This is a genomic window from Streptomyces sp. NPDC047000 (genome assembly GCF_040644295.1).
Taxonomy (GTDB): domain Bacteria; phylum Actinomycetota; class Actinomycetes; order Streptomycetales; family Streptomycetaceae; genus Streptomyces.
Map to the genome: position 1 here is coordinate 636,807 of NZ_JBEYWE010000001.1, position 25,566 is coordinate 662,372.

Genomic DNA, 25,566 nt, shown 5'->3' on the forward strand with positions numbered 1-25,566 from the left:
TGAGCCGGTTCATCAGGTGTTCGCGCCCGGGAGCCGTTCTGGTCCGCGGACGACGACCGGGGTGTTGGCCTCGGCGCGGGCACGCATCGTGGCGGCTTCGACCTCTTCGCGGGTGAATTCCCTGTAGAAGCGGTCCCCGTGGGCGTCGGTGATGTCGATGACGATGCCGGTCCATTCCTCAGCGGGCTCGTCCGGCACTTGGCCGAGCTGGTACTCGGCGTTCTGGAGCAGTTCTTCCGTCACCCGCACGCCGGTCAGCCGCTCGGTGAGGGCGAGGACCGCTGCCTTGGTGTCGACCCGCGCGCCTGCGGCGACCTCGTCGGAGAGGACAAAACCGACCTCGTGCATCAAGGAGTTCAGGTCGTCGGGGGTGCTGCCGGCCCTGGCCGTGGGCCATTCGAAAGTGGTCCGGAGTTCCCCGTTCTCGTACCAGTGGAACAGGTGGATGGGCTTGCCACCGTTGGTGGAGTGCGCCACGGCACGGCCGCCTGCCGAAAGGGCCTCCAGGAAACGGGGCCGCATCCCCGTGCCGCCGTCGAAGTGCAGGACGAGCGTCCAGTCACCGTCGGCGCCCGGCACGGTGAACGCACCCGCGACAAAGGTCTCGTCCCAGTAGTCCGTCCCGTCGCGCAGTTCCGACTCCCGCTCGATCAGCGCGTCGGACCCTGTGCACGTGCCCTGCGGCTCCGTCTCCATCACCCGCAGCACCTCCTCGGGGGAGACCGCGCGCACCAGGGTCAGCATGTACCCGGACTCGAGCGCGTGGCGGAACACAGGGGAAGAACGTATCCAGGCGTAGTCATCTGCGGTCACGGAAGCCATGCACCACAGTGTGGCCGCCACCACTGACACTCGTCGTCCGGATACACATGTACGCCGCTCGACCCCATCATCCGTCCCCGTTTGCTCCTTCCCCCTTCCGGCGACGTCTGACCGCTGGTGGTCCGCCGGGCGGCTTTCGTGATGTCCTTGGGGCGCGAGGTCCGTGGTTCGACCGGTGAGGGGTGTCGATCAGTGATCGTCGAGGTTCCGCCGCATGTGCGGGAGAGCGCGGCTCTGCTCGGTGCCGGAGTGCCCTACGCCCTGAAGGTGGTGGCCGGTCGGCTCGGTGAGGATCCGGATATGGGGCGGACCTCCGGGCTGCCCGGCATCTTCACCGTCATGGTCGACGGGGAACTGTTCGAGGACTGCCCCGCGTTGGCTGTCGGGTATCTGCGCGAACCCGATCGGGTGGAGATCCGGTACGTCACTCCGGCCTCCTTCGCCGAGCGGACCGAGCGGACCGAGCAAGCCGGTCAGGCAGGGTGGGCCGAGCAGGCCGGGGACGGTGAGAATGCCCGGGCGCGGGGTCGATCCGTCGATCCTGTCACCGCTGCGGTCACCGTCCGGGAGATCGCCGAAGCCTGGCGGCGAATCACCTGCCGGCTGAGGGACCACGCCGCCGATTCCTACGCCGCCCTCCGCCCCGGCGCCCGCCCCGCCGACCTGGCCGCCCTCGAAGACACCCTCGATGTCGTGATTCCCGTCGAGCTGTGTGCCTTGTGGACACTTGCCGCAGGTGACGACGGGGTCGACGGGCGGGGGTGTCTTCCGGGGAACTGGGTCCTGATGCCCCTGGACGTGGTCGTCGCCGTCCATCGGTGGAAGATGGAGGTCCAGGCCCGCGAGGACGTTCTGGCCGCCGACCGGCCCGACAGTGAGCGGGTCCTGGTCTGGAAGAGGACGTGGATCCCGGTGGCAGCCCGGAGCACGGCCGACCGTACGTCGGGTCTGTACCTGGACGCCGCCACCGGTCACCTCGGCCGCTGGTCTCTCTATGGCGATGACACCGACGAGGTGGTCGACACCCTCGTCACCTATCTGGAGGAGACAGCCGACATGCTCGACTCCCCGGCCCTGGCCACGCGCGACAGGCCGGGCCTGGTCGGCGGGACACTGGTGTGGCACAGCCGTATCGATCCCACGCGGGACGAAAGGTGGCAGCCGCTCACAGGAGCATGACGGTCTGTACCGCGTCCGCAGTCCGAGCCGCAAAGGCCCTTGGTTCACGGGTGCTCCGGCAGCGGGAGGAGCAGCCGGGCCCCAAGGAGCCTCACTTGGCGCCGGATGCCGGACGACTCGTTCGTCGAACGGGCGGAGGAGGCGACGGGCAACACGGGGGCGTCGCGAAAGGCCGCCCGGCATCTGACGCGGGGTGAGGTGGGGTTGGCGGCGTGGTACCGGCGGTGGGCCCGGCTGGAGCGGGATGCGGTGCGTCTGTGCGTGTATGAGTCTCCCGGGCTTCGGGTAGGCGGGCCGCATGGCGTTCGGGGTGTTCGGTGATCAGGGGGACTCGGAGGGGGTGGGTGGTGCAGTGGTGTCGGATCTGAGCTGGTGCAACCAGGCATCTGAGACCTTCTTCGGGATGTCCGCCGTCAAGCCGGTCTCCTTCGTGTAGGCGAGGTCCCGGCTGTAGCCACCGCCGCCGCAGCCGTCGGACTGGTGGAGGAGTCTCACCTTGGCGGTGTCGTCGATGAAAGGGATGGTGGCGCCCCTACGGGTGACGCGGAAGCGGACCGGGGCGGCGTCGGGGGTGACATCGGTCGGGAGCTGGATACGTGCCCGTGTGATCGACTCCTGCCTCACCTCGGCCTTGGCACAGACGCTGTGCGTGCACAGTTGCCAGGTGGCGCCTACGAGATCGGTGTATCCGTCCTGGGCGAAGTAGACGCCGACTTCGGTCACCACCTCGGCGCCGGCGCAGAGCGGAGGGGACACGCATCCGGACAGGGCCGAGAGGAGAGCGGCGGCGCCACCGAGCACGTACGCGTATCGGATCGCCCTCACCGAGGGTCCTCCCTGAGGGACCGCCGTGGACGAAGCGAGCGCCCGAGGTCGCGAACAGATGCGGGCATCGGCTTCTTGCCGTTCCTCGCGGTCGGTACGTGTCACGCGGTGCTCGTTCCTCGGGTGGCGGTGGCCGTCAGCTGTGCCGGGGCCCGGCGCGGCGGTCGTAGGGGTTCGGCCGGGTCCTGTGATCGTAGGGAACCAGCGCCCGCCGGAGCTCCGCCGCCGGGGACGAGGTGCGTTTGCTGCGGGTGAGCAGGCGGTGGTGGAAGTCGTCCAGGACGATCGCGTGTGCGGCGTGGTGGTCGATGAGGGCGGCGAGGTCCGGGGGGACGGCGACTCCATGCCGTGTCGGACGCTGCTCGGGCGCGTCGACCCGCGTCCGCACCTGAGCGAGCACGGTCTTCCGCTGCTTGCGCATGCGGACCAACTCTGACGCGAAAAGGACACCCTCGGCGAGCCCGGCAGCTTCCGACCGCTCCTCCCTCAGCGCGTCGATGTTGTCTGCGCCGTCGGCCTCAGCTTTGTCCACGGCTTCCCGTGCGTGGATCAGTGTCGCCGGTTCTCCCGGTCGAGGATGCCTCCGTGCGAGTCGCGCGACGAAGAACAGGGGGCGAGCTGTGATTCACACTCATGTACGCGTTCCGAGCCAACCCCATCGAGGCCTACGGGGGGCCGCTGCGGCAGGCCACTGCCGGCTGCGGTCTGGCCCGCCCCACCCGGCGGGGTCACGGCACTAATCGTCGAATTCGAAGCCTGAAGTCTCTGCACGGGCGATGATGCCGCGGACGGTGTCAGGGGCGGTGATGACTGATTCGACGACCGTCCTGAGTCGAGCGAGGTCGCTCGCACCACCGATCGCGCAGAACGTGCCGGCCTCGCTGTCGAAATCCAGGTGCTCGGCAATGTCCGGCCAGGCGAACCGCACGAGACCTTCCCAGAAGTACCCGTTCGGCTCGTGTCCGGCGGCGGTTACTGCGGCATCGGCGGCCAGGCCACCGGTATTCATCGTCAACGAGTGCTTGCCGTCGAAGTCATGCAGGTAGACGGTCACGACGCGGACCTCGTGCCGTCGTCGATCCGGCGCAGGACGACGCGGAGGTGCCGTGCGCGCCAGACGCTCAGCAGCCATGCCGCCGGCAACTGGAGGGTGAGCAGGGCGAAGCTCGCCGTGACGAACGCGTCGTCTACCGGTACGGCCGCCCCCTCTTTCCATGCCCAGAGACCGCTGACCAGCAGCAGAACGAGCAGGTAGGCGCCGCCGTCGACCAGAGGGACACGCCACGTCGGCAGGGGAGCGGTGTAACGGCGCGTCAGGGCGAGGGTGAGCGTGATGACGGTCAGCAGCATGTAGGACGGGAAGTTCGCCACCCACAGTGACACCCAGGTTCCGAGGCTTGCCGCGGACGCTGACCAGACGAGGCCGACCACGGCCCCTGTCGTCCAGGAACCGATGGTGACGACCAGCGCATAGGAAACGGCGCTGTACCAGGTGACAGCCATGCCCCACGCTTCCGTCGGAAGGTCGAAGGATCGCCGTACGGCGGTCCGCTCGCATCAGTCTCCCCTCGTCCCCGCGGAGCGGACGCAGCGGGGTGACGGTCCGCGGCTGCGGTCATGGGTTGATGCGCGTACGGCGTGCCACCGTACGGGGTTGTGCCGTGGTGTGTACGTCGTGTCCGCCGACACCCCCTGCCCCGGATGTCGTTGGACAACGGTCAGCGGGTGAGCAGGTACAGGAGGTGGCTGCGGATGGTGGAAGGGGTTGCTGAGATCGCCGGGTGCGCGCAGGACGAGGTGGGGGACGTGGACGAGCGGGAGCCCGTTCCCTCCGACAGCCTGCGGACCTTCGGCGCCGTCGTTCAGGCCCTGCGGGAGCATGCCGGTCTGAGCCGGACCGAGTTCGGGGAGCTCGTGCGGTACTCCAAGCACACCGTGGAATCGGTCGAGTTGGGGCGGCGCATGCCGGACGAGTCCTTCGTCGAGGGCGCGGAGGAGGCCACGGGCAACACCGGGGCCCTGCGGAAGGCGGCCAAGTTCCTCACGCGGGGCGAGGCCGGGCTGGCGGTGTGGTTCCGGCGGTGGGCCCGGCTGGAGCGGGTGGCGGTCAGCCTGTGCACATACGAGTGCCGGTTGGTTCCGGGGCTGTTGCAGTCGGAGGGGTACCTGCGCGCCCTGTGCGAGAACGACATCCCTCCCCTGTCGGACGAGGCGTTGGAAGACACCGTGCGTGCGCGTATGGAGCGCCAACTGGTGTTCCACGAGAAGCCGAGTACGGCCTTCGACTTCATTGTCGAGGAAGCGGTCTTCCTGCGACGTCTCGGCGGTCCGCGGGTCACCGCCGAGCAGTTCGACCATGTCCTCGACGTGAGTGCACTGCGCAACGTGACGGTCCAGATCATGCCGGCGAACAGTGAACACCACGCTTGTCTCGCTGGGCCGGTCAGGCTGTTGGAGATGCCGGACGGTCGCTGGCGCGCGTACTCCGAGGGACAGGAGAACGGTCGCTTGATTGCTAACCCGAAAGAGGTGAGCCGGATTCATATGCGCTATGCGAGACTTCGTTCGCAGGCACTCTCTCCGAAGGACTCCGCGAGCCTGCTGATGCAGATCAGAGGAGCGCTATGAACACGCCTGAACTCCGCTGGTTCAAGTCCACCTACAGCAGTGCCCAGGGAGACGATTGCGTTGAGGTAGCCGTCGCCGAACAGGACATACACGTGCGGGACTCCAAGGACATGACCCTCCCTCACCTCACCGTCGGTCGCGTCGGGTGGGCGCGGTTCGTGGGGTTCGCCGCGCTGCGGTGAGGCGGGGTGTCAATGGGGTGGGCGGGTGTCATTCGGACGGGTGATGTTCGGTGGGGCGGGCACGTGTGCGGTTCGCGGGCCGTTTGATCGGGTGACGGGGATCTTCCCCGCCGATCAGGCACAGCGGAGGCACACATGGGACTGCGGTTCCGGCACAACGACGACGGCACCGTCACGGGGCGCAACGAGGACACGGGATTCGCCGTGACCCTTGCCGACGAGGAAGAGGTCAAGCGGCTGCTGTACGAGGACGCCGGGTGGGCGTACTCGCCGCCGCCACCGCCGGTGCCTCCCGGGTTCCACCGGTTCGCCCTGCTGCATCAGGAGTTCGGGGACGGTGGTTTCGAGGGGGAGCGGTACGCGGAGCTGCGTGCGCATCCGCCCGCCGGGTGCACGCCGGTGGACTGGGGGTGCTTCGCGCTGGAGTGCGAGCGGCCCGGGGCCACGTTGCTGCACGCGGTGGCCGCCACCGTCGCGGAGATCCGGCGTGAGCACGGGCTCGTCATGAACAGCCTCGGGATCGAGAAGCCCGACGAGTGGCTCGGTGACGACCGGGACGGGCATGGGGCGCAGGTCGTCGCGCAGCTGGTGCTGGGGACCGTGGAGCGTGCCCGGGCGCTCGGGTACCGGCGGGTGGACCTGGTCCGGCTACTCGACGCGGCGGGCATCGAGTAGCCGGTGCGGCGGAGAGCGGTCAGCAGTCCCGGAATTCCGGGGACTGGTTCAGGACCTGGGCGCGGAGCGAGGTGAAGCGGGTGTGGGTCTCCGTGCCGGTCGACCCCGGGCGGAACGCCGCCACCCGGTGGCAGTTCTGGAAGGCCAGGGTGATGTCGAAGTGGCGTTCCAGGGAGCCGCGGATGGCGTCGCTGGCGAGAGCGCGGAGGAGCTGGCCGCGCTCCTTCTCGGAGGGGGGCGGGGTCTGGTTGTCGGCGAAGTCGGCCGTGCCCGAACGGAGTTCGGTGGCGAGGGAGGCGATCAGGTCGTAGGCGTAGGGGAGTGACGTGCGGACCGTGTCCACGAAGTCCGCCTCGCGGAGCACGCCGGCCTCGGCTTCGGCGAGGAGGGCGGGGGAGACGTCAAGAGACATGGAGGGTTCCTTTCGGGAGCGAGAGGGAGGGGCAGAAGGAGCCAGGGGCAGGGGTCAGGGGGCTGCGGGGAGTTCGCCCGGGACGTAGTCCGGGTCCACCTGGTTGGCCAGGTCCACCCCCGTCGCGGCGTTCGCCCAGGTACGGGCGTTGCGCAGATGGAAGTCCACGGCGTGGCGGTGCAGGGTCCGCCAGTCGCGGACCGTGTCGTCCACCGCCGCTCGGATCAGGGCCAGCGCGTGCTGGTTGAGGGGGTCCGGTTCGCCTCGCGGGACGCCTTGTTCCGCCGTTCTCACCCACTGGTCCTGGACCAGGTACGTCAGCAGGTCGTCGCCCGTCTGCTGCTTCAGGAAGAGGAGGTCGTCCTCGGTCGTGACCTTGTTGCCGATCACCGCCAGACGGATGCCGAAGTCACGGGCGTGGTCCCTGTACTGGCGGTACACCGACACTCCCTTGCGGGTCGGTTCCGCCACCAGGAACGTCACGTCGAAGCGGGTGAACAGGCCGGAGGCGAACGCGTCGGCGCCGGCCGTCATGTCCACCACCACGTACTCACCCGGGCCGTCGAGGAGGTGGCTCAGATAGAGCTCCACCCCGGCCAGCTTCGAGTGATAGCAGGCCACACCCAGGTCCGACTCGTCGAACTCGCCCGTCGTCATCAGCGGCACGCCGACCACGTGGCTCACATGGCGGGTGTGGATCTCGTCGTCGCCGAGGAACCGCAGATGGCGTGATCCCCTGCCGGGCGGGGTGGTTTTGATCATCTCCGCCGCGGAGTCGATCCGGGGGTTCGTGCCGCGCAGGTAGTCCTTGAGCTCCCTCACGTGCGCCGCCAGAGGCGGGGACACGGGACCGGGCTGCCCGCCCGCGGCCAGGGCCTCGGCCAGGTGCTGGTTGATGTCGCCGTCGATGGCCAGGACAGGGGCGCCCGATCGCGCCAGGTGGCGGGAGAAGAGCGCCGACAGGGTCGTCTTGCCGCTGCCGCCCTTGCCGACGAACGCGACCCGCACTACCGGGCCACCTTCTTGAAAATGAATGTCATGTCGCTAGGTTTTAGGGGGCTCAGTGATCTCTGTCAAGTCCGGTTGCTCCAGGAGGGTCAGGTGCCGGTGCTGTGAACTCCTGTGAACCACCCTGCGCCGTCACGCGTATCAGGTGTGCGTGGGAGGATCGCTCACCATGAGTGCGTCGCCGGCGGTACGGAGCCTGCGTGCCGCGGTGTTCGCCGTGGTGTGCGTGCTGCTGGCCGTCGCCGGGCACCGGCTCGGAACCGGGGTCGCCCCGCCCGTGTGGGCCGGTGGCGCCGCGTTCCTCGGTGTCTTCGGCGTCGGGTTCGTGCTCGGCGGGCGGGAGCGGTCACTCCTCGGGATCGGCGCCGCCATGCTCGGTACCCAAGGGGTCCTGCACATCGTCTTCGAGACGGTCGGGCCGTACGGCGTCCCGGGTGCGGCCGGTGACGGCATGGGCCGTGACGCCACCACCATGGGCGCTCAGAGCATGGGCCCTCACGCCATGGGTTCCGGACCGTTCACCGCCGGGGTCGTCGCGCATGTGCACGAGATGGGTACGCCCGTCACCGCCGCGCATCTGCTCGCCGCTCTCCTCGCCGCCTGGTGGCTGCGGCGCGGGGAGGCCGCCGTGTGGGGGCTTCTGCGGCACGCCGCCCGTGCGGTGCCCGCGCTCGCCGGGATGTGGCGGCTCCTGGCGGCTCCGGTCGCGCTTCCCGCGGGGCCGCCCGGGGTTCCGTGCGCCGCCGCCCGTCCCGTGCCGCTGCGGCAGTCGCTGCTCCGGCACACCGTGCGCAGGCGCGGGCCGCCGTCGTGGGTGCCGTACGTCAGCTGACCCCGACACCCACACTCCCGTACGGAGATCCACTCACCCATGTCCATCCTGCCCGCACCCCGCAGTACCCGGCCCGTCCGCACCGCCCTGCGCCGCGCCGGTGCCGTCACCGCGCTCGCCGCCGTCGGTGTCCTCGCCGCCGCCGGTGCCGCCTCCGCCCATGTCACCGTGCACCCCGGGAGCTACGCCAAGGGCGCCACCGACGGGTTGCTCACCTTCCGCGTGCCCAACGAGGAGGACAGCGCGAGCACCACGAAGGTCCAGGTCTTCCTGCCCACCGACCACCCCGTCCTCGGCGTGCTCGTCTCGCCCCGGGACGGCTGGACCGCCAAGGTGACCACCACCAAGCTCAAGACCCCGGTCAAGACCGACGACGGCACCATCACCGAGGCCGCCTCCGAGATCACCTGGACCGGTGGCAAGATCGGCGCCGGGCACTACGAGGACTTCGACGTCGCCTTCGGACAGCTGCCGGACGACACCGGTCAGCTGGTCTTCAAGACCCTCCAGACCTATTCCGACGGCAAGGTCGCCCGCTGGATCGAACAGCCCGCCGAGGGTGCCGACGAGCCGGAGAACCCGGCCCCGGCCCTCACCCTCACCGCCGAGGGCAGCGACACCGCCGAGACCGCCACGAACACCGAGGCCGGCAACGCCGAGACCCCGGCCGCCGGTTCGCAGTCCGCCGCCAAGAGTTCGACGGCTTCCGGCAGCAAGGCCAGTGACTCCACCGCCCGTGGCCTCGGTGTCGCCGGGCTCGTCGTGGGGGTCCTCGGGCTCGCCGCCGCCGCGTTCGCCGTCCTGCGGGGGCGTTCGGCACAGTCGTAGCCCGGGTCCGGGCGCGAACCCCGGAACAGGACCGACACCGAGGGCCCGGACCGGCAGCACCACCAGCGGCTGCCGGTCCGGGCCCCCAGGCCGACGGGACTCCCGGAACTACCCCGCCACCAGCTCCCGTACGGGCTCGGCGGCGAACGCCGCCGTCACCCGCGACCGCCGCCACAGCCACACCACGTCCCGGCCGAACGACCACACCAGGGACCCCAGTGCCAGCAGCACCGTGCCCAGGTTCGCCACGTACGGCAGAAGGTTCGCTCCGGCGAGCAGCAAACAGATGCCCTGGAGGGCGGCCACCGTCTTGCGGGCGGTGCTCGGCGGCAGCGCGGCGTTGAGCCACGGCCAGACGCGGGCGGCGGCGACGAAGGCGTAGCGCATCCCGCCGATCAGCAGCACCCATGGCCCGAGCCGCATGGACACGTACACGCTCAGCACCAGGATCAGGAACGCGTCCACCTCCATGTCGAAGCGGGCGCCCAGCGGCGTCGACGTGCCGGTGCGGCGGGCGACCTTGCCGTCGACACCGTCGAGGATGAGGGCCACCGCCGTCAGACCGACCAGCAGGGTCACCGGTGGTGAACTCTCGAAGGAGTCCGCGACCAGGGCCGTCACCCCGCCCACCAGGATGGCGCGGCCGAGGGTGACCCGGTTCGCGGGGCCGAAGGACCGCGGCCGGGTGCGGTGCAGGGCCCGGGAGAGCACCGCCCACGTGGCGATGGCGAAGACGAGGCCGGACACCCAGCCCGCCGGCCCCATGCCGATCGCCGTACCGAGCAGGGCCAGCAACAGGACCTGCACGCCCGCTCCCACCGCGGTCTCCTGCTGGACCAGCCTTGCGTCGTAAGTGTTGTTCAGGGCCACCGCACGTCCTCCGGCCGTATGACAGAGTCGATCAACGCCGCGTACTGTGCGCGGCCTGTGCACCTCTGGTTGCACATCTCGTTACGTGAACAAGTTCCGGATCGTTCAGGAGGACTTCAGATGGACCGCACGGCCCGCTCCCGGGAGAACCGCCCGGCGAACCGTTCCGCCCGCGCGTTCTGGCTCTCCTCCCCGGGCCGCGGCGAGATCCGTGAACTCGGCCTTCCGGAGCCGGAAGAGGGGGAGGTCCTGGTGCGCGCGCTGTACTCCGGTGTGAGCCGCGGGACCGAGACGCTCGTCTTCCGGGGCGGCGTCCCGGCCGGGCAGTACGGCGTGATGCGCGCGCCGTTCCAGGACGGCGACTTCCCGGCGCCGGTGAAGTACGGCTACCTCAGCGTCGGAGTGGTGGAGGAAGGACCCCGACGGCTGGTCGGCCGTACGGTGTTCTGCCTGTACCCGCATCAGACGCGCTACGTCGTCCCCGCCGGCGCCGTCACCCCCGTCCCCGACGCCGTGCCCGCCGGACGGGCCGTGCTCGCCGGGACCGTGGAGACCGCCGTCAACGCGCTCTGGGACGCCGCGCCCCTGGTCGGGGACCGGATCGCCGTGGTCGGCGGCGGGATGGTCGGCTGCTCGGTGGCCGCGCTGCTGGCGCGTTTCCCCGGCGTACGGCTCCAGCTGGTGGACGCCGATCCCGCCCGCGCCCGCATCGCCGCGGCCCTCGGTGTCGGCTTCGCCGCACCTGGCGACGCGCTCGGCGACTGCGACCTGGTCGTCCACGCCAGCGCCACCGAGGCAGGGCTCACCCGCTCGCTCGAACTCCTCGCCCCGGAGGGCACCGTCGTCGAACTCAGCTGGTACGGCGACCGGAAGGTGACCCTCCCGCTCGGCGAGGCGTTCCACTCCCGCCGCCTCACCGTGCGCAGCAGCCAGGTCGGCACCGTCTCCCCGCGCCGCGCGTCCCGGAGTTACGCCGACCGGCTCGCCCTCGCCCTCGACCTGCTCACCGACCCGGCCCTGGACGCGCTGATCACCGGGGAGAGCGCTTTCGAGGAGCTGCCGGACGTCATGCCCGCCCTCGCCTCCGGAGAGATCCCGGCCCTGTGCCACCGGGTGCGCTACCCGGACGCCGTCTGACACCCGGGACCGGTCCGGTGCGGCAGGGCGGGACCCTCCCGGCGGGGCGGGCGGGCGCCTGTGGCGCGGCACGTGCGCCTGACCTGAGAAAAGAGTGAGAGTGGGCTGAACGCGGGAAGACGGGAAGCCGTATTACCCGGCATCCCCCCGGCAGGATCGGTCAGGAACGGTGGGGGACCAGACGCGCCGCACCTGGAGGGTCGTCCGTTGTTCAGTGTCACCGTCCGCGATCACATCATGATCGCCCACAGCTTCCGCGGTGAGGTCTTCGGACCCGCGCAACGTCTGCACGGAGCGACGTTCCTGGTGGACGCCACGTTCCGGCGGGAGCAGCTGGACGACGACAACATCGTCGTCGACATCGGACTCGCCACCCAGGAACTCGGCGCCGTCGTGAGCGAGCTGAACTACCGCAACCTCGACGGCGAACCCGAGTTCGCCGGGGTCAACACCTCCACCGAGTTCCTGGCGAAGGTCGTCGCCGACCGGCTCGCCGAACGGATCCACAAGGGCGCGCTGGGCGAGGGCGCCAAGGGCATCGCGGGGATCAGCGTCACCCTGCACGAGTCGCACATCGCCTGGGCGAGCTACGAGCGTGCCCTGTGACCGACGTCGACATCCGTACCGCCGCGGACCCCGCCGCGCGCACCACCACACACACCGCCGCGGACACCGCCGCACGACTCGCCACCGACACCGCCGCGGACACCGACCGCGCCCGTCTCGCCTACGTGCCCGCGCAGTCCACCGCACCCAGGAACGGCGACCTCCTCCCCATGTCCCTGCGCACCGTGCACTTCGTGATGCCGGGCGGCGTCGACGACCCGGCCGCACCCAGCGGCGGCAACGCCTACGACCGGCGCGTCTGCCTCGATCTGCCCGGCTTCGGCTGGCAGGTCGACAAACTCGCCGTCCCCGGCACCTGGCCCCGTCCCGGCGACGCCGACCGTGCCGAACTCGCCCGCGTACTGCGCCGGCTGCCGGACGGCGCGGCCGTCCTGCTCGACGGCATCGTCGCCTGCGGGGTCCCGGAGATCGTCGTGCCGGAGGCGGAACGTCTCAGCCTCGCCGTCCTCGTCCACCTGCCGCTCGGGGACGAGCGCGGTCTCGACCCCGCCGTCGCCGCCGACCTGGACGCCCGCGAACGCACAGTGCTGCGCGCCGTGCCCGCCGTCATCGCCACCAGCGACTGGGCCGTACGCCGCCTGGTCTCCCACCACGGCCTCGCCCCGGAGCGGGTGCACTGCGCCACCCCCGGCGCCGACATCGCCCCGCTCGCCTCCGGCACCGACGGCGTGTCCCGGCTGCTGTGCGTGGCCACCGTGACGCCCCGCAAGGGACAGCACCGGCTCATCGAGGCGCTGGCCGGAGTGACCGACCTGCCGTGGACCTGCGCCTGCGTCGGCGGGCTCGGCGACCCCGAGTACGCCGCCCACCTGCGGTCGCTGATCCGGAAGCACGGTCTCCAGGACCGTCTCACCCTGGCCGGACCGCAGGCCGGTGCCGAACTCGACGCCACCTACGCCGCCGCCGACCTCATGGTCCTCATGTCGTACGCCGAGACGTACGGCATGGCGGTGACCGAGGCCCTCGCCCGCGGCATCCCGGTCCTGGCCACCGACGTCGGCGGGCTGCCCGAGGCGCTCGGCCGCGCCCCCGACGGCGGGGTGCCCGGCATCCTCGTCCCGCCGGAGGACCCGGCCGCCCTCGCCTCCGAACTGCGCGGCTGGTTCGGCGAGGCCGACGTACGGCGGCGCCTCAAGGCCGCCGCCCGGGGACGGCGGGCCGCGCTGGACGGCTGGGCGACCACGGCGCGCAGCCTCGCCGGCGTGCTGGGCCGGCTCCCCGCTCCCGGCGAACCCAGGAGGGCGGCATGAACGGCGGCAGCGGCACGAAGGGCACAGCGGTGAGCGACCCCGCCACCGGGACCGGACGCGCGGACGGCGCGGACGGCGGGATCCCCGCCCAGCCCGGACCACACCACGCGGTGATCCCCGGCGCCGGACCCACGGGCCGCCCCGGCGGACCGGCCACCGCCGAATCCGGCGCTCCGGCCGGCGAGCGCGCCACCGTACGGCTGCGCGAGGCCGGACCCGACGACCCGCCCCGCTACGCGCCCGAATGGCTGGCGCTGCGCGAACCCGCCGACGCCGCCGCCCGCGCGGCCGATCTGCTCGACCCGCTGCGCGTCCGGTTCGCCAACCTGCCCGGCCGCGCCTCCGGCGGCCTGGTGATCCACGACCTGGGCTGCGGCACCGGCTCCATGGGCCGCTGGCTGGCCCCCCGGCTCGACGGCGCCCAGCACTGGATCCTGCACGACCGCGACCCCTACCTCCTCCACTTCGCCGCCGTCGCCTCGCCCCGCGCCGCCGCCGACGGCAGTCGGGTCACCGTCGAGACCCGGCGCGGCGACGTGGCCAGGTTGACCCCGGACGCCCTGGCCGGTGCCTCGCTGGTGACCGCGTCCGCGCTGCTGGACGTCCTCACCCGTGAGGAGATCGACGTCCTCGCCGACGCCTGCACCGGGGCGGGCTGCCCGGCGCTGCTCACGCTCTCCGTCGCCGGACGCGTCGACCTCTTCCCGGAGCATCCGCTCGACGCCGAGATCGCCGAGGCGTTCAACGCCCATCAGCGGCGCGACGGGCTGCTCGGCCCCGACGCGGTGGCCACGGCGGTCGAGGCGTTCGGGGAACGGGGCGCGACGGTCAAGGTGCATCCCAGTGCCTGGCGGCTCGGGCCCGGCGAGGCGGCGCTGACGGCGCAGTGGCTGCGCGGCTGGGTCGGCGCGGCCGTCGAGCAGCGGCCCCGGCTGGCGGAACGGGCCGAGGGATATCTGCGGGAGCGGCTCGCCGACTGCGAGGCGGGGAAGCTGCGCGTCGTGGTCCACCACAGCGACCTGCTGGCGCTGGCCCGGCCGACGGGAGGGGAGGCATGAGCGCGCCGACGATCGGGGCGGGCCCCGGCTTCGAGACGGCGGGACGCACCCCCGTACCCCCGCTGCCCCGCACCGCCGTACCACCGGCGCCCCGCACCGCCGCACCCCCGGCGGCCGAGGCCCCCGGTTCCCGCCTCGCCCGCGCCGTCCGCACCCACTTCGGCACCGTCACCGGCGTCGCCATCCTCGCCGTGCTGCTCTGGCGGCTCGGCACCGGCGTCTTCCTGGACGGGCTGCGGCGGATCGACGGGACGACGCTGCTCGCGGCACTCGGCATCGGCCTGGTCACCACCGTGTTCAGCGCCTGGCGCTGGCAGCTGGTCGCCCGCGGGCTGCGTATCCGCCTGCCGCTCGGCGAGGCCACCGCCGACTACTACCGGGCGCTGTTCCTCAACGCGGCCCTGCCCGGCGGCGTCCTGGGCGACGTGCACCGGGCCGTGCGGCACGGGAGGAGCGCGGGTGACCTCGGGCGGTGCGTACGGGCCGTGGTGCTGGAACGGGTCGCGGGACAGATCGCGCTGACCGTCACCGGGGTGACGGTCCTGCTGACGGTGGACTCCCCGGTCCGTGCCGTGTGCCGGCACTTCGCCCCGCCGGCCGGCCTGGCCGTGCTGGGCGCCCTCGCCGTGGTCCTCGCGCTGCGCATGAACCGCCCGGCGCCCTCCGGCCGGGGACGGATGCTGCGCCGGACGCTCGGTGAGGCGCGCGAGGGGCTGCTGTCCCGGCGCAACTGGCCCGGCGTCACGCTCTCCTCGCTCGTCGTCCTCGCCGGCCACCTCCTGATGTTCGTGGTCGCCGCCCGGGTCGCGGGCGTCGGCGCCCCGGCCGTCACGCTGCTGCCGCTGGCCGTGCTCGCCCTGGTCGCCATGGGACTGCCGGTGAACATCGGCGGTTTCGGACCCCGGGAAGGCGTCACCGCCTGGGCGTTCGGCGCCGCCGGACTCGGCGAGGGCGACGGGCTGTCCGTCGCCGTCGTCTACGGCGTGCTCAGCTTCGCGGCCGCCCTGCCCGGCGCCGCCGTCCTGGTCGTCCGCTGGTACACCGGACTGCGCGCGGGAAGCGGGGACACCGGACCGGGGCCGGACAGCGGGAACACCGGTAACACCAGGAAGGACGGCGGGGCCGGCGGGGAGACCGGCCGTCCGTCCTCGGACTACGGCCGTTCCACCGGTTCCTCCGATCCCTCCGACTCCTCCGTCAGCAGCGCGGCATACGCCCCGAAGGATTCGGCGAGGCTCGCCAGCAGTGCCTTCCCCTTTTCCGCGGAACCGAGGGAGGGACGGCCGATGACGCCGGATTCCGTATAGGCGGACATTCCCGTGGTCAGGAGATGACGCCGGTCGTCCGCCGTGAAATCGGCGGATTCATAACCGGGCCGGACCACTTCGGGATGAGCGTGCAGCAGAATGGAGGTCTCGATCTCCCCCGCGTGCATGTCGGTGAGCAGCGAGGTGCGTACCCCGGCCCGCTCCCGAGCCGTCTCCCAGTCCTCCGGGGCCGGGAACAGCGCCATCCGCTCACCGCGCGCGGCGGACTCCTGGACCACATGGCCCAGCACGTAGTTCCCGCCGTGCCCGTTGACCAGCACCAGGCGCTCGATGCCCGACCGGCGCAGCGATTCCGCGATGTCCCGCACCACCGCATGAAGGGTCACGGAGGAGATGCTGACGGTTCCCGGCCACGCCGCGTGCTCGTGCGAACAGGAGACCGTCACCGGAGGAAGGAGGTGCACCGGGTACGCGGCGGCGATCTCCCGGGCGACGGCACAGGCGACCAGCGTGTCGGTCGCCAGCGGCAGAAACGGTCCGTGCTGCTCGAAACTCCCCACGGGGAGGACGGCGATCCGGGCCAAAACTCCCGCAGCCCGAATCCTCACGTCCTCCGTGGTGTCCGCAGGCACCAGAAGCGGACCGATCCCGCAGGCCGCCGTATTCGCGCCCGAACCACTCATCTTTTCCAGGCCTTTCGTCTCTGTTGAGGAATCAGATCATGACAGAAAAAGTCGGTGTACTCGGCAAGAAGTCGCCACAGCGCACGGGCCGCAAGGGCCGCACGGGCGTGGAACGTGTCGTCAGCGCACCGCTGCCCACGGTGTACGGCGAGTTCCAGGCGATCGGCTACCTGGACCACGACCGCGGTGAGGAGCAAGTGGCCCTGGTGCACGGCGAGATCGGCACCGAGAACGTGCTCACCCGGCTGCACTCGGAGTGCCTGACCGGCGACGCGTTCGGCTCCCAGCACTGCGAGTGCGGTGACCAGCTGGCGTCCGCGCTGCGTGCCGTGGTGGCGGAAGGGCGCGGCATCGTCGTCTACCTGAGGGGCCACGAGGGCCGCGGGATAGGCCTGCTCGCCAAGCTGCGCGCCATGGCGCTCCAGGCGGAGGGCCTGGACACCGTGGAGGCCAACCTCGCGCTCGGCCTGCCGGTCGACGCCCGCGACTACGGCGTCGCCGCGGAGATCCTGCACGACCTCGGGGTGGACTCCGTCCGCCTGATGTCCAACAACCCCCGTAAGCGGGAGGCGCTGCTGCGGCACGGCATCCAGGTCGCCGAGCAGGTGCCGCTGCTGATCCCGCCGTGCGAGAACAACATCACCTATCTGCGCACCAAGCGAGAGCGCCTCGACCACCATCTGCCTCATCTGGACGCGGTCGCCCACCTGTCCTGACGCGCGGGGCGGCGGGTCCCTCGGCAGGCCGCCGCCCCGACTCCCCGGCCGCGGTGCGGACCGTACGGCGAGCTGGTCGGCGACCCGGCACCGGGCCGCGTACGCTTCGGCACATCGACCCGTTGTGCGCCGGTCCCTCGGCAGGCCAGCGCCCCGCGCCCGGAGGCCCACCAGGTATGACCGAGCTCCATCTGTGGCTGCGCCACGAGGCCCGTACGACCGAGCGGCGCACGCCCGTCGCGCCCTCCGACGCCCGGCGGCTCGTCGGGAGCGGCGTGACCCTCACCGTCGAGGAGTCCCCGCAGCGGATCTTCCCGGTCGGGGAGTACGAGGCGGCCGGCTGCCGGGTCGCCCCCGCGGGCTCGTGGGTCTCGGCGCCGCCCGACGCCGTCGTCCTCGGCCTCAAGGAACTCCCCGACACACCAGCGACTCTGACGCACCGTCATGTCTATTTCGGTCACGCCTACAAACGGCAGCCCGGTGCCGCCGAGCTGCTGGGACGCTTCGCCGCCGGGGGAGGGGCGCTGCTCGACCTCGAGTACCTGGTGGACGACGACGGGCGGCGGCTCGCCGCGTTCGGCTACTGGGCGGGGTACCTGGGCGCCGCGCTCGCCGTGCTGCACGAGCGCGGACGCCTCGTCGCACCGCTCACGCCCACGGACAAGGACGCCCTCGACACGGCACTGCGGCCGGCCGCCGGAGACCCGGAGTTCACCGCCCTCGTCATCGGCGCCCTGGGGCGCAGCGGGCGCGGCGCCTGCGACGCGCTGCGCACCGCCGGCGTCGAACCCGCCCGCTGGGACCTCGCCGAGACCCGCGACCTGGACCGCCGGGCCCTGCTGGAGCACGACGTCCTGGTCAACTGCGTCCTCGCCACCGCCCCGATCCCGCCGTTCGTCCGTGAGCAGGACCTCGACGACCCCGCCCGCCGCCTGCGGGTCCTCTCCGACGTGACGTGCGACGTCGGCTCGGCCCTCAACGTGCTGCCGGTGTACGACCGTACGACCGAGTGGAGCGACCCGGTGCGGCGGCTGCGCAAGGAGCCCCCGGCCGATCTCATCGCCATCGACAACCTGCCCTCCCTGCTGCCGAGGGAGGCCAGTACCGACTTCTCGGCCGCGCTGCTGCCCCCGCTGCTGGAACTGGCCGCGTCCGGCGACGGCCAGGGGCCGTGGGGGCGGTGCCTGGCCCGGTTCCACCGGGAGAGCCGGGAACTCGGCCTCGCCTGACGGCACTTCCCCGGCTCTCCCGGTACCCGCGTGGCATCCGCCGTGCGGGGCGGGGCCGTTACTCCTCCGTCACCGCCTCGTGCACCAGCTGCCGCAGCTCGGGGAAGATCTTCAGTGAACTCCTGGGCCGGACCTGGGTCATGAACTGCACCGTCAGATCACGGGCCGGGTCCACCCAGAACGTCGTGGTCGCCACCCCGCTCCAGCCGTACGCGCCGAGGCCGGCCGGGGACTGGGTGCGCTGCGGGTCGACGACGACGGAGACGTTGAAGCCGAACCCGAGTCCCTCGTTGCCGGGCTCGTCGTGCGCGGGGCGGGCGCCGAAGGCGCGCAGGTCGGCGCCGCCGGGCAGGTGGTTGGAGGACATCAGGTCCACGGAGGCGGGGCTCAGCAGCCGGACACCGTCGAGTTCGCCGCGGCGGCGCAGCATCTCCATGAAACGGTGGTAGTCGTACGCCGACGCCGCCATGCCGCCGCTGCCCGACAGGAACCGGGGACGGCCGCGCAGCGGCAGGCCGGCGATCGGCTCGATGCCGCCGCCCTCGGTCTCGCCGTACAGCTCCGCCAGCCTGGGCAGCTGTCCGGGGGTGAGGTGGAAACCGGCGTCCGTCATACCGAGCGGGCGGAAGATCCGTTCGGCGAAGAACGCGTCGAGCGGTTGCCCCGACACCACCTCGATCAGCCGGCCCAGCACATTGGAGGCGACCGAGTAGTTCCACCGGGTGCCGGGCTCGAACTGGAGCGGCAGGCTCGCGTACACGTCGATCGTCTCGGCCAGGTCGGCACCCGGCGGGACGGACGACTCGAGACCGGCGGCGCGGTAGAGGGCGTCGACGGGGTGGGAGTGGTAGAAGGCAAAGGTGAGGCCCGCGGTGTGGGTGAGAAGATGCCGTACCCGGATCGGACCGTCCGCCGGGCGTGTCCGTACGTCGTCGCCCGAGCCGCCGGCGTACACCCGCGGCTCGGCGAAGGCCGGCAGATGGCGGTCGATCGGGTCGTCCAGCGACAGCCTGCCCTCCTCCGCCAGCAGCAGGACGGCGACCGCGGTGACCGGCTTCGTCATCGAGTAGATCCGCCACAGGGTGTCCGGCTCCACCGGCAGCCCCGCGGCCACGTCGCGGTGGCCGTACGCGGTGAGGTGCGCGACCCGGCCGCCGCGGGCCACGGACACCAGGAAGCCGGGCAGCCGCCCTATGTCGGCGTAGTGGGCGAAGTGCCGGTCGAGGCGGTCCAGTGCCCTCGCGTCCAGCCCGGCCTCACCCGGGTCGACCTCTTGCCGCAGCTCTGCCATCGCTCGCTCTCCTCCGCGTCACGCCGTGCGAGGTGCCCGTGCCGGTCCGACCGGACGGACCCAGCCCTCGTCACCGCCGTCGCCGACGACTCGGCCGTCGCCGCCGCCGTCGCCGCTGTGGTGGTTGTCGCCTGTCGCCCACATCGTCACCCAGAGACGCCTGAACGGTCCCTCGGATCGCCGACTTGTGTGATCGACGCGACGGAACGATCCGGCGGAGCGGGCATGATGGACATATGACTCAGGACACCACGCAGGACGCGCTGATCCGGCTGCTCTCCACGAGCCCGGGCGGGGTGCTGGTCACCCTCAGGCGCGACGGCCGCCCCCAGCTGTCGAACGTCATGCACCACTACTACCCCGACGAGCGGCTCATCCGGATCTCGGTCACCGAGGACCGCGCCAAGACCCGCAATCTGAGCCGTGACCCCCGGGCCTCCTACCACGTCACGACGCCGGACCGGTGGGCGTACACGGTCGCCGAGGGCACCGCCGACCTCTCGCCGGTCGCCCGGGACCCGCACGACGCGACGGTCGAGGAACTGGTCGGCCTGTACCGGGACCTCCAGGGCGAGCACCCCGACTGGGACGACTACCGCGCCGCCATGGTCCGCGACCGCCGGCTGGTGCTGCGGCTCCCCGTGGAGCGCGTGTACGGCATCCCGGCGCGCAGCGACGGAGACTGACGCGGCGTCAAGCCCGTCAGCGTGCCCGCCCGCACCCGGACCCGGGCGGGCACGGTGACAAGTGCCCCGTGAACGCAGCTACTTGGACTCGACCGCGTGCCCGCCGAACTGGTTGCGCAGCGCGGCGATCATCTTCATCTGCGGGGAGTCGTCCTGACGTGAGGCGAACCGCGCGAACAGCGACGCGGTGATCGCGGGCAGCGGCACCGCGTGGTCGAGGGCCGCCTCCACGGTCCAGCGGCCCTCGCCGGAGTCCTGCGCGTAGCCCTTGAGCTTCTCCAGGTGCTCGTCGTCGTCCAGGGCGTCCACGGCGAGGTCCAGCAGCCAGGAGCGGATCACCGTGCCCTGCTGCCAGGACCGGAACACCTCGCGGACGTTGTCCACCGCGTCGGCCTTCTCCAGCAGTTCCCAGCCCTCCGCGTAGGCCTGCATCATCGCGTACTCGATGCCGTTGTGGACCATCTTCGAGAAGTGCCCCGAGCCGACCTTGCCCGCGTGGACGTAGCCGTAGGGGCCCCGAGGCTTGAGCGCCTCGAAGAGCGGCTCGAGCCGTTCGACGTGCTCCTTGTCGCCGCCGACCATCAGGGCGTAGCCGTTCTCCAGCCCCCACACGCCGCCGGAGACACCGGCGTCGACGAAGCCGATGCCCTTCTCGGCGAGCTGCTCGGCGTGCTGCTGGTCGTCCGTCCAGCGGGAGTTGCCGCCGTCGACGACCGTGTCGCCGGGGGAGAGCAGGCCGCCCAGCTCGTCCACGACGGACTGGGTGGCGGCGCCCGCCGGGACCATCACCCAGACGGTGCGCGGCGTTTCGAGCCTGCCGACCAGCTCGGCGAGGCTGCTCACGTCGGTCAGACCGGGATCGCGGTCGTAGCCGACGACGGTGTGGCCCGCGCGGCGGATCCGCTCGCGCATGTTGCCGCCCATCCTGCCGAGACCGATGAGACCGAGCTGCATGTCAGTTCACTTCCTGTTCAGAGGGTGGGGGCGCCGTCGTGTCCGCCGCCGCGCAGGGCGATGGCGTACATCTCGTCGGCGTCGAGGCGGCGCAGTTCCTCGGCGATCAACTCGGAGGTGGTGCGGACCTTCAGGGCGAGGGTGCGGGAGGGCTGGTCCGGCAGGGACAGGGTGGCCAGCGGGCCATCGGGACGGTCGATGACGATCTCGCCGCCCGCGGTACCGAGCCGTACCGCCGTGACGAGCGGCCCCGCGGTGACGACGCGCTCCACCGTCACCTTCAGCCGCGCCTCCAGCCAGCGCGCGAGCAGTTCGGCGGCCGGGTTCTCGGCCTCCGCCTCCACGGCGGCCGAGGTCACCGCGGTCCGGGCCTGGTCCAGCGCGGCGGCCAGCATCGAGCGCCACGGGGTGAGCCGCGTCCAGGCGAGGTCGGTGTCGCCGGGCGCGTAGGAGCGCACCCGGGTCTCCAGCGCGGCGCGCGGGTTCTCCACGGCGTACAGGTCGGTGATCCTGCGCTGGGCCAGCGCGCCCAGCGGGTCCTTCGCGGGTTCCTCGGGGGCGTCCACCGGCCACCACACGACGACCGGGGCGTCCGGCAGCAGCAGCGGCAGCACCACGGAGTCGGCGTGGTCGGTGACCTCGCCGTACATCCGGAGGATCACCGTCTCGCCGGTGCCGGAGTCGGCGCCCACCCGGATCTCGGCGTCGAGGTGGGAGCGGGTGCGCTCGCGGGGGGAACGGGCGTGGCGCTTGATCACGACGAGGGTGCGGGAGGGGTGCTCGTGGGAGGCCTCCTCGGCGGCGCGGATGGCGTCGTAGGCGTTCTCCTCGTCGGTGACGATCACCATCGTCAGGACCATGCCGACGGCCGGGGTGCCGATGGCGCGGCGGCCCTGCACCAGGGCCTTGTTGATCCTGCTCGATGTGGTGTCCGTGAGGTCGATCTTCATGGCCTGCGCCAGCTCCGTCCGTCTCGTGCGAGCATCTCGTCGGCTTCGTCGGGGCCCCAGGTGCCCGCGGGGTAGCGCGCGGGTCTGCCGTGCGCCGCCCAGTACTCCTCGATCGGGTCGAGGATCCGCCAGGACTCCTCCACCTCCTGGTGGCGGGGGAAGAGGTTGGCGTCGCCGAGCAGTACGTCCAGGATGAGCCGCTCGTACGCCTCCGGGCTCGACTCCGTGAACGACTCGCCGTAGGCGAAGTCCATCGTCACGTCCCGGATCTCCATCGAGGTACCCGGCACCTTGGAGCCGAACCGCACCGTCATGCCCTCGTCGGGCTGGACACGGACCACGATGGCGTTCGCGCCGAGCTCCTCGGTGGCCGTGGCGTCGAAGGGGGAGTGCGGGGCGCGCTGGAAGACGACCGCGATCTCGGTGACGCGGCGGCCGAGCCGCTTGCCGGTGCGCAGATAGAAGGGCACGCCCGCCCAGCGGCGGTTGTCGATCTCCAGCCGGACCGCGGCGTAGGTGTCGGTGCCGGAGTCCGGGTCGATGCCGTCCTCCTCCAGATAGCCGGGCACCTGCTCGCCGCCCTGCCAGGCCGCCGCGTACTGCCCGCGCACGGTGTGCGCGCCGATGTCGTCGGGCAGCCGTACCGATTTGAGGATCTTCAGCTTCTCCGTGAGCAGGGACTCCGCGTCGAACGCGATGGGTTCCTCCATCGCGATCAGCGCCATCAGTTGCAGGAGGTGGTTCTGGATGACGTCGCGGGCGGCGCCGATGCCGTCGTAGTACCCCGCGCGGCCGCCGATGCCGATGTCCTCGGCCATGGTGATCTGCACATGGTCGACGTACGAACGGTTCCACACCGGCTCGTACATCTGGTTGGCGAAGCGCAGCGCCAGGATGTTCTGGACGGTCTCCTTGCCCAGGTAGTGGTCGATGCGGAAGACCTGGTCGGGCTCGAAGACGTCGTGCACGAGGGCGTTGAGCTCACGGGCGGTCCGCAGATCCCGTCCGAACGGCTTCTCGATGACGGCGCGGCGCCAGGAACCTTCGGGGGCGTCCGCGAGACCGTGCTTCTTCAGCTGGCGCACGACCTTCGGGAAGAACTTCGGCGGCACGGAGAGGTAGAAGGCGTAGTTGCCGCTGGTGCCGCGGGCCGAGTCCAGCTCGTCGACGGTGCGGCGCAGCGTCTTGAACGCGGTGTCGTCGTCGAAGTCGCCGGGGATGAACCGCATGCCCTCGGAGAGCTGCTGCCAGACCTCCTCGCGGAACGGGGTGCGCGAGTGCTCCCTGACGGCGTCGTGCACGACCTGCGCGAAGTCCTGGTCCTCCCAGTCGCGGCGGGCGAACCCGACGAGTGAGAAGCCCGGCGGCAGCATGCCGCGGTTGGCCAGGTCGTAGACGGCGGGCATCAGCTTCTTGCGGGAGAGGTCTCCGGTCACCCCGAAGACGACGAGCCCGGACGGCCCGGCGATCCTGGGCAGCCGGCGGTCGCGGGCGTCGTGGAGCGGGTTCTCCCACCCCGCCGGGGACCCGTCCGCGGCACCGGCGGCCGCGTGCGCCACCGCGCCGGTCCCGGTCCCCGTGCTTCCCTCCGTGCTGCCGTCGTCCGCCGCGGTCACAGTCATTGCGCGTCAACTCCCTCGCCGTCCAGGGTGTCCTTGAACGCCGGGTCCCGCACCCCGGTCGAGGCCCTCGGCCCGCTGTCGAACGTTTGCCCGATAACGGTGTTTTCCCCCGGTGATCGATCGTCTTCTATCCAGCCGTCGGGACAACCACGCGTGCCGTCCGGCGATTCCCGTGCGGAGCCGGTCACACACAAGGCCGGCACCGGCGCCGCACACGTGCGGCACCAGGCGGACACAGGGGCGGCGCCGGGGGCCGGTCCCGTGAGGGGACCGGACCGCCGGCGCCGTGGTGAGGGGTGCCCGTCCAAGGGCCGCCCCGGTGCGGGTCAGTGGGCGAAGGTGAACCAGTTCATGTTCACGAAGTCGGCCGACTGGCCGCTGGTGAAGGTCAGATACACGTCGTGCGTACCGGTCACGGCGCTGATGTTCGCCGGGACGGTCTGCCAGGTCTGCCAGCCGCCCGTGCTGCCGACGGAGAAACTGCCGACGGGTGCGTTGCTGCGGCTGTCGAGGCGCACCTCGACCAGTCCGCTGACGCCGGCGGCCGCACCGCTGGCGACCCTGGCCTTGAACTGGGTGGCCGCGGTCGAGCCGAAGTTGACGCCCTTGTAGACGGCGTAGTCGCCGTTGGCGAGGTAGCCGATGTCCTGGCCGCCGCCGGTGTCGGTGGTGGTCTCGGTGGTCACCCCGGACTGGCTGTCGTAGGACTCGGCCTGGATGGTGCCGTAGGCGTCCCGGCTGCCGGTCGGCGGGGTCGTCGTGGAGCCGCCGCCGGACTGGAGGACCTGGACGTAGTCCACGACCATGGAGTGGCCCGGCTCGGTGCCGCTGTCGAGGCCGCCGCCGAACGCGTCGGGGAAGCCGCCGCCCATCGCCACGTTGAGGATGACGAAGAAGCCGTGGTTGGTGGCGTTCGCCCAGGTGGTGGCGTCCATCTGGGCGGCCGTCACGGTGTGGTAGTTGACGCCGTCGACGTAGAAGCGGATCGCCTCGGGGCTGACGGAGCGGTCCCACTCCATGGCGTAGGTGTGGAAGCCGGACTGGCAGGTCGTGCTGGGACACGCCACGGAGTTGCCGATGCCGGTGGTCTCGTTGCAGGGGCCGCCCGGGTTGGTGCCGCAGTGCATGGTCGCCCAGACCTTGTTGAGGCCCTGGACGTTCTCCATGATGTCCAGCTCACCGACACTGGGCCAGTTCTGGTAGTTGCCGCGGTACGGCGCGCCGAGCGCCCAGAACGCCGGCCAGTAGCCCTCGGCGGCGGTGCCGGTGACGTTCGGCATCTGGATACGGGACTCGACGCGCAGTTTGCCGCCGGCCGGGGGCTGGAAGTCGGTGCGCGTGGTCTCGATACGGCCCGAGGTCCAGTTGCCCGCGGAGTCGCGGCGCGGGGTGATGAGGAGGTTGCCGCTGCCGTCCAGGGCGACGTTGCTGGTGCTCGACGTCATGGTCTCGACCTCGCCGGTGCCCCAGTTGGCGGCGCCGCCCGGGTACGAGGTACCGGTGTCGTACTGCCAGTTGGCGGTGCTGACGCCGGTGCCCGCGGCGCCGTTGAAGTCGTCGAGGAAGACCTGCGTCCAGCCCGAACCGGGCGTGGGCGCGGAGGCGTTGGCGGGAAGGGTGAACGCTGTGGCGGCGGCCGCCGCGAGACCGAGCGTCCCGACGACGGCGACGAGCGCCCGCCGCAGCGAGCGCCGTCTGCGGTGTGTGCCGGAGGTTTCACTCATGAGGGGGTGCCTCCCGGGTACGGAGTGACAAGCGCGGGTGTCTTCGACAACGCCTTGAGAGCGCTCTCAAAGTGGCCCCAATGTGCTCTCCGGCCCGGTGGCCGTCAAGT

At 71.6% G+C, this 25,566-nt stretch carries 27 protein-coding genes and 2 pseudogenes; 15 read left to right on the forward strand and 14 right to left on the reverse strand.

Features of this window, described 5'->3' with window-relative positions:
* Positions 1–12: 12 nt before the first annotated feature.
* Complete coding sequence (locus ABZ862_RS02535; RefSeq protein WP_360950924.1) at positions 13–822, reverse strand: DUF6461 domain-containing protein; 810 nt, start codon at positions 820–822, stop codon at positions 13–15.
* A 192-nt stretch (positions 823–1,014) separates the two neighbouring features.
* Here ABZ862_RS02535 and ABZ862_RS02540 point away from each other — a divergent pair, with 192 nt between their 5' ends.
* Both ABZ862_RS02540 and ABZ862_RS02545 read left to right on the forward strand, forming a co-directional pair.
* Entirely contained in the window at positions 1,015–2,001 is a 987-nt protein-coding gene (locus ABZ862_RS02540; RefSeq protein ID WP_360950926.1) for a hypothetical protein, read from the forward strand.
* Positions 2,002–2,100: 99 nt separating this feature from the next.
* Positions 2,101–2,271: pseudogene (locus tag ABZ862_RS02545) on the forward strand (transcriptional regulator); the annotation flags it as partial.
* Between the two features lie 51 nt (positions 2,272–2,322).
* On the opposite strand, the gene ABZ862_RS02550 reads toward ABZ862_RS02545, so the two are convergent.
* The 4 genes from ABZ862_RS02550 to ABZ862_RS02565 form a co-directional block, all read right to left on the reverse strand.
* The gene (locus tag ABZ862_RS02550) at positions 2,323–2,826 is read right to left on the reverse strand and encodes a hypothetical protein (protein ID WP_360950929.1); all 504 of its coding nucleotides are present in this window, start codon (positions 2,824–2,826) and stop codon (positions 2,323–2,325) included.
* A 136-nt stretch (positions 2,827–2,962) separates the two neighbouring features.
* The gene (locus tag ABZ862_RS02555) at positions 2,963–3,358 is read right to left on the reverse strand and encodes a hypothetical protein (protein WP_360950932.1); all 396 of its coding nucleotides are present in this window, start codon (positions 3,356–3,358) and stop codon (positions 2,963–2,965) included.
* Between the two features lie 204 nt (positions 3,359–3,562).
* On the reverse strand, positions 3,563–3,880 hold the full coding sequence (locus ABZ862_RS02560) for an Imm51 family immunity protein (RefSeq protein WP_360950935.1): 318 nt from the start codon (positions 3,878–3,880) through the stop codon (positions 3,563–3,565).
* On the reverse strand, positions 3,877–4,329 hold the full coding sequence (locus ABZ862_RS02565; RefSeq protein WP_360950938.1) for a hypothetical protein: 453 nt from the start codon (positions 4,327–4,329) through the stop codon (positions 3,877–3,879). The genes ABZ862_RS02560 and ABZ862_RS02565 overlap by 4 nt, the downstream gene beginning before the upstream one ends.
* Before the next feature lie 249 nt (positions 4,330–4,578).
* Here ABZ862_RS02565 and ABZ862_RS02570 point away from each other — a divergent pair, with 249 nt between their 5' ends.
* The 3 genes from ABZ862_RS02570 (at position 4,579) to ABZ862_RS02580 (ending at position 6,311) form a co-directional block, all read left to right on the forward strand.
* Positions 4,579–5,454, forward strand: a complete 876-nt coding sequence (locus ABZ862_RS02570) for a helix-turn-helix transcriptional regulator (protein ID WP_360950940.1) — start codon at positions 4,579–4,581, stop codon at positions 5,452–5,454.
* Positions 5,451–5,636, forward strand: coding sequence for a DUF397 domain-containing protein (locus tag ABZ862_RS02575; protein ID WP_360950943.1), 186 nt, complete (start codon positions 5,451–5,453; stop codon positions 5,634–5,636). The genes ABZ862_RS02570 and ABZ862_RS02575 overlap by 4 nt, the downstream gene beginning before the upstream one ends.
* A 135-nt stretch (positions 5,637–5,771) precedes the next feature.
* Positions 5,772–6,311 carry a hypothetical protein gene (locus tag ABZ862_RS02580; RefSeq protein ID WP_360950946.1) on the forward strand — a complete coding sequence of 180 codons (540 nt, stop codon included), beginning with the start codon at positions 5,772–5,774 and terminating at the stop codon, positions 6,309–6,311.
* Positions 6,312–6,330: 19 nt separating this feature from the next.
* Here ABZ862_RS02580 and ABZ862_RS02585 read toward each other — a convergent pair whose 3' ends face one another.
* Positions 6,331–6,723, reverse strand: coding sequence for an SCO5389 family protein (locus tag ABZ862_RS02585; protein WP_360950949.1), 393 nt, complete (start codon positions 6,721–6,723; stop codon positions 6,331–6,333).
* A gap of 54 nt (positions 6,724–6,777) precedes the next feature.
* The gene (locus ABZ862_RS02590; RefSeq protein WP_360950952.1) at positions 6,778–7,731 is read right to left on the reverse strand and encodes an ATP-binding protein; all 954 of its coding nucleotides are present in this window, start codon (positions 7,729–7,731) and stop codon (positions 6,778–6,780) included.
* Positions 7,732–7,900: 169 nt separating this feature from the next.
* On the opposite strand from ABZ862_RS02590, the gene ABZ862_RS02595 reads away from it, so the two are divergent.
* Complete coding sequence (locus ABZ862_RS02595; RefSeq protein ID WP_360950955.1) at positions 7,901–8,563, forward strand: hypothetical protein; 663 nt, start codon at positions 7,901–7,903, stop codon at positions 8,561–8,563.
* Between the two features lie 39 nt (positions 8,564–8,602).
* The gene (locus tag ABZ862_RS02600) at positions 8,603–9,391 is read left to right on the forward strand and encodes a YcnI family protein (protein ID WP_360950958.1); all 789 of its coding nucleotides are present in this window, start codon (positions 8,603–8,605) and stop codon (positions 9,389–9,391) included.
* 108 nt (positions 9,392–9,499) lie between these two features.
* Here the strand turns inward: ABZ862_RS02600 and ABZ862_RS02605 are convergent, their stop codons facing one another.
* Complete coding sequence (locus tag ABZ862_RS02605) at positions 9,500–10,261, reverse strand: CDP-alcohol phosphatidyltransferase family protein (RefSeq protein ID WP_360950961.1); 762 nt, start codon at positions 10,259–10,261, stop codon at positions 9,500–9,502.
* 120 nt (positions 10,262–10,381) lie between these two features.
* On the opposite strand from ABZ862_RS02605, the gene ABZ862_RS02610 reads away from it, so the two are divergent.
* The 5 genes and pseudogenes from ABZ862_RS02610 to ABZ862_RS02630 form a co-directional block, all read left to right on the forward strand.
* Positions 10,382–11,398 (forward strand): zinc-binding alcohol dehydrogenase, encoded by a 1,017-nt coding sequence (locus ABZ862_RS02610; RefSeq protein ID WP_360950964.1) that lies wholly within the window; start codon positions 10,382–10,384, stop codon positions 11,396–11,398.
* Between the two features lie 207 nt (positions 11,399–11,605).
* Entirely contained in the window at positions 11,606–12,004 is a 399-nt protein-coding gene (locus ABZ862_RS02615) for a 6-carboxytetrahydropterin synthase (RefSeq protein WP_360950967.1), read from the forward strand.
* Between the two features lie 125 nt (positions 12,005–12,129).
* Positions 12,130–13,275, forward strand: coding sequence for a glycosyltransferase family 4 protein (locus ABZ862_RS02620; protein WP_360951422.1), 1,146 nt, complete (start codon positions 12,130–12,132; stop codon positions 13,273–13,275).
* A 29-nt stretch (positions 13,276–13,304) separates the two neighbouring features.
* Entirely contained in the window at positions 13,305–14,333 is a 1,029-nt protein-coding gene (locus tag ABZ862_RS02625; protein ID WP_360951425.1) for a hypothetical protein, read from the forward strand.
* Positions 14,330–15,280, forward strand: a pseudogene (locus ABZ862_RS02630) (lysylphosphatidylglycerol synthase transmembrane domain-containing protein); the annotation flags it as partial. The gene ABZ862_RS02625 and the pseudogene ABZ862_RS02630, both read left to right, overlap by 4 nt.
* 206 nt (positions 15,281–15,486) lie before the next feature.
* Here the strand turns inward: ABZ862_RS02630 and ABZ862_RS02635 are convergent.
* Positions 15,487–16,284, reverse strand: a complete 798-nt coding sequence (locus ABZ862_RS02635; RefSeq protein ID WP_360950970.1) for a creatininase family protein — start codon at positions 16,282–16,284, stop codon at positions 15,487–15,489.
* 38 nt (positions 16,285–16,322) lie between these two features.
* On the opposite strand from ABZ862_RS02635, the gene ribA reads away from it, so the two are divergent.
* Both ribA and ABZ862_RS02645 read left to right on the forward strand, forming a co-directional pair.
* Positions 16,323–17,000 carry a GTP cyclohydrolase II gene (gene ribA, locus ABZ862_RS02640; protein ID WP_360950973.1) on the forward strand — a complete coding sequence of 226 codons (678 nt, stop codon included), beginning with the start codon at positions 16,323–16,325 and terminating at the stop codon, positions 16,998–17,000.
* A gap of 176 nt (positions 17,001–17,176) precedes the next feature.
* Positions 17,177–18,229 carry a saccharopine dehydrogenase gene (locus ABZ862_RS02645; RefSeq protein ID WP_360950976.1) on the forward strand — a complete coding sequence of 351 codons (1,053 nt, stop codon included), beginning with the start codon at positions 17,177–17,179 and terminating at the stop codon, positions 18,227–18,229.
* A gap of 58 nt (positions 18,230–18,287) precedes the next feature.
* Here the strand turns inward: ABZ862_RS02645 and ABZ862_RS02650 are convergent, their stop codons facing one another.
* Positions 18,288–19,520, reverse strand: a complete 1,233-nt coding sequence (locus tag ABZ862_RS02650; protein WP_360950979.1) for a serine hydrolase domain-containing protein — start codon at positions 19,518–19,520, stop codon at positions 18,288–18,290.
* Between the two features lie 236 nt (positions 19,521–19,756).
* Here ABZ862_RS02650 and ABZ862_RS02655 point away from each other — a divergent pair, with 236 nt between their 5' ends.
* Positions 19,757–20,206, forward strand: a complete 450-nt coding sequence (locus ABZ862_RS02655) for a PPOX class F420-dependent oxidoreductase (protein ID WP_360950982.1) — start codon at positions 19,757–19,759, stop codon at positions 20,204–20,206.
* A 78-nt stretch (positions 20,207–20,284) separates the two neighbouring features.
* Here ABZ862_RS02655 and gnd read toward each other — a convergent pair whose 3' ends face one another.
* The 4 genes from gnd to ABZ862_RS02675 all read right to left on the reverse strand — a co-directional run bounded on the left by gnd (position 20,285) and on the right by ABZ862_RS02675 (position 25,456).
* A complete protein-coding gene (gene gnd, locus ABZ862_RS02660) occupies positions 20,285–21,160 on the reverse strand; it encodes a phosphogluconate dehydrogenase (NAD(+)-dependent, decarboxylating) (RefSeq protein ID WP_360950985.1) in 876 nt (291 codons plus the stop codon).
* 17 nt (positions 21,161–21,177) lie between these two features.
* Complete coding sequence (gene opcA / locus ABZ862_RS02665; RefSeq protein ID WP_360950988.1) at positions 21,178–22,110, reverse strand: glucose-6-phosphate dehydrogenase assembly protein OpcA; 933 nt, start codon at positions 22,108–22,110, stop codon at positions 21,178–21,180.
* A complete protein-coding gene (gene zwf, locus ABZ862_RS02670; RefSeq protein ID WP_360950991.1) occupies positions 22,107–23,732 on the reverse strand; it encodes a glucose-6-phosphate dehydrogenase in 1,626 nt (541 codons plus the stop codon). The genes opcA and zwf overlap by 4 nt, the downstream gene beginning before the upstream one ends.
* Positions 23,733–24,058: 326 nt before the next feature.
* Complete coding sequence (locus ABZ862_RS02675; protein WP_360950994.1) at positions 24,059–25,456, reverse strand: glycoside hydrolase family 16 protein; 1,398 nt, start codon at positions 25,454–25,456, stop codon at positions 24,059–24,061.
* Between the last annotated feature and the right edge of the window lie 110 nt (positions 25,457–25,566).

What these genes read in the sequence shown, in the direction of transcription:
- ABZ862_RS02570 (WP_360950940.1), top strand. Translation starts at nt 4,579, where the DNA reads ATGGTGGAAGGGGTTGCTGAGATCGCCGGGTGCGCGCAGGACGAGGTG.
- ribA (WP_360950973.1), top strand. Translation starts at nt 16,323, where the DNA reads ATGACAGAAAAAGTCGGTGTACTCGGCAAGAAGTCGCCACAGCGCACG.
- ABZ862_RS02655 (WP_360950982.1), top strand. Translation starts at nt 19,757, where the DNA reads ATGACTCAGGACACCACGCAGGACGCGCTGATCCGGCTGCTCTCCACG.
- ABZ862_RS02585 (WP_360950949.1), bottom strand. Translation starts at nt 6,723, where the DNA reads ATGTCTCTTGACGTCTCCCCCGCCCTCCTCGCCGAAGCCGAGGCCGGC.
- zwf (WP_360950991.1), bottom strand. Translation starts at nt 23,732, where the DNA reads ATGACTGTGACCGCGGCGGACGACGGCAGCACGGAGGGAAGCACGGGG.
- ABZ862_RS02580 (WP_360950946.1), top strand. Translation starts at nt 5,772, where the DNA reads ATGGGACTGCGGTTCCGGCACAACGACGACGGCACCGTCACGGGGCGC.
- ABZ862_RS02595 (WP_360950955.1), top strand. Translation starts at nt 7,901, where the DNA reads ATGAGTGCGTCGCCGGCGGTACGGAGCCTGCGTGCCGCGGTGTTCGCC.
- ABZ862_RS02610 (WP_360950964.1), top strand. Translation starts at nt 10,382, where the DNA reads ATGGACCGCACGGCCCGCTCCCGGGAGAACCGCCCGGCGAACCGTTCC.
- ABZ862_RS02535 (WP_360950924.1), bottom strand. Translation starts at nt 822, where the DNA reads ATGGCTTCCGTGACCGCAGATGACTACGCCTGGATACGTTCTTCCCCT.
- ABZ862_RS02565 (WP_360950938.1), bottom strand. Translation starts at nt 4,329, where the DNA reads ATGGCTGTCACCTGGTACAGCGCCGTTTCCTATGCGCTGGTCGTCACC.
- ABZ862_RS02675 (WP_360950994.1), bottom strand. Translation starts at nt 25,456, where the DNA reads ATGAGTGAAACCTCCGGCACACACCGCAGACGGCGCTCGCTGCGGCGG.
- ABZ862_RS02645 (WP_360950976.1), top strand. Translation starts at nt 17,177, where the DNA reads ATGACCGAGCTCCATCTGTGGCTGCGCCACGAGGCCCGTACGACCGAG.
- opcA (WP_360950988.1), bottom strand. Translation starts at nt 22,110, where the DNA reads ATGAAGATCGACCTCACGGACACCACATCGAGCAGGATCAACAAGGCC.
- ABZ862_RS02600 (WP_360950958.1), top strand. Translation starts at nt 8,603, where the DNA reads ATGTCCATCCTGCCCGCACCCCGCAGTACCCGGCCCGTCCGCACCGCC.
- ABZ862_RS02635 (WP_360950970.1), bottom strand. Translation starts at nt 16,284, where the DNA reads ATGAGTGGTTCGGGCGCGAATACGGCGGCCTGCGGGATCGGTCCGCTT.
- ABZ862_RS02575 (WP_360950943.1), top strand. Translation starts at nt 5,451, where the DNA reads ATGAACACGCCTGAACTCCGCTGGTTCAAGTCCACCTACAGCAGTGCC.
- gnd (WP_360950985.1), bottom strand. Translation starts at nt 21,160, where the DNA reads ATGCAGCTCGGTCTCATCGGTCTCGGCAGGATGGGCGGCAACATGCGC.
- ABZ862_RS02650 (WP_360950979.1), bottom strand. Translation starts at nt 19,520, where the DNA reads ATGGCAGAGCTGCGGCAAGAGGTCGACCCGGGTGAGGCCGGGCTGGAC.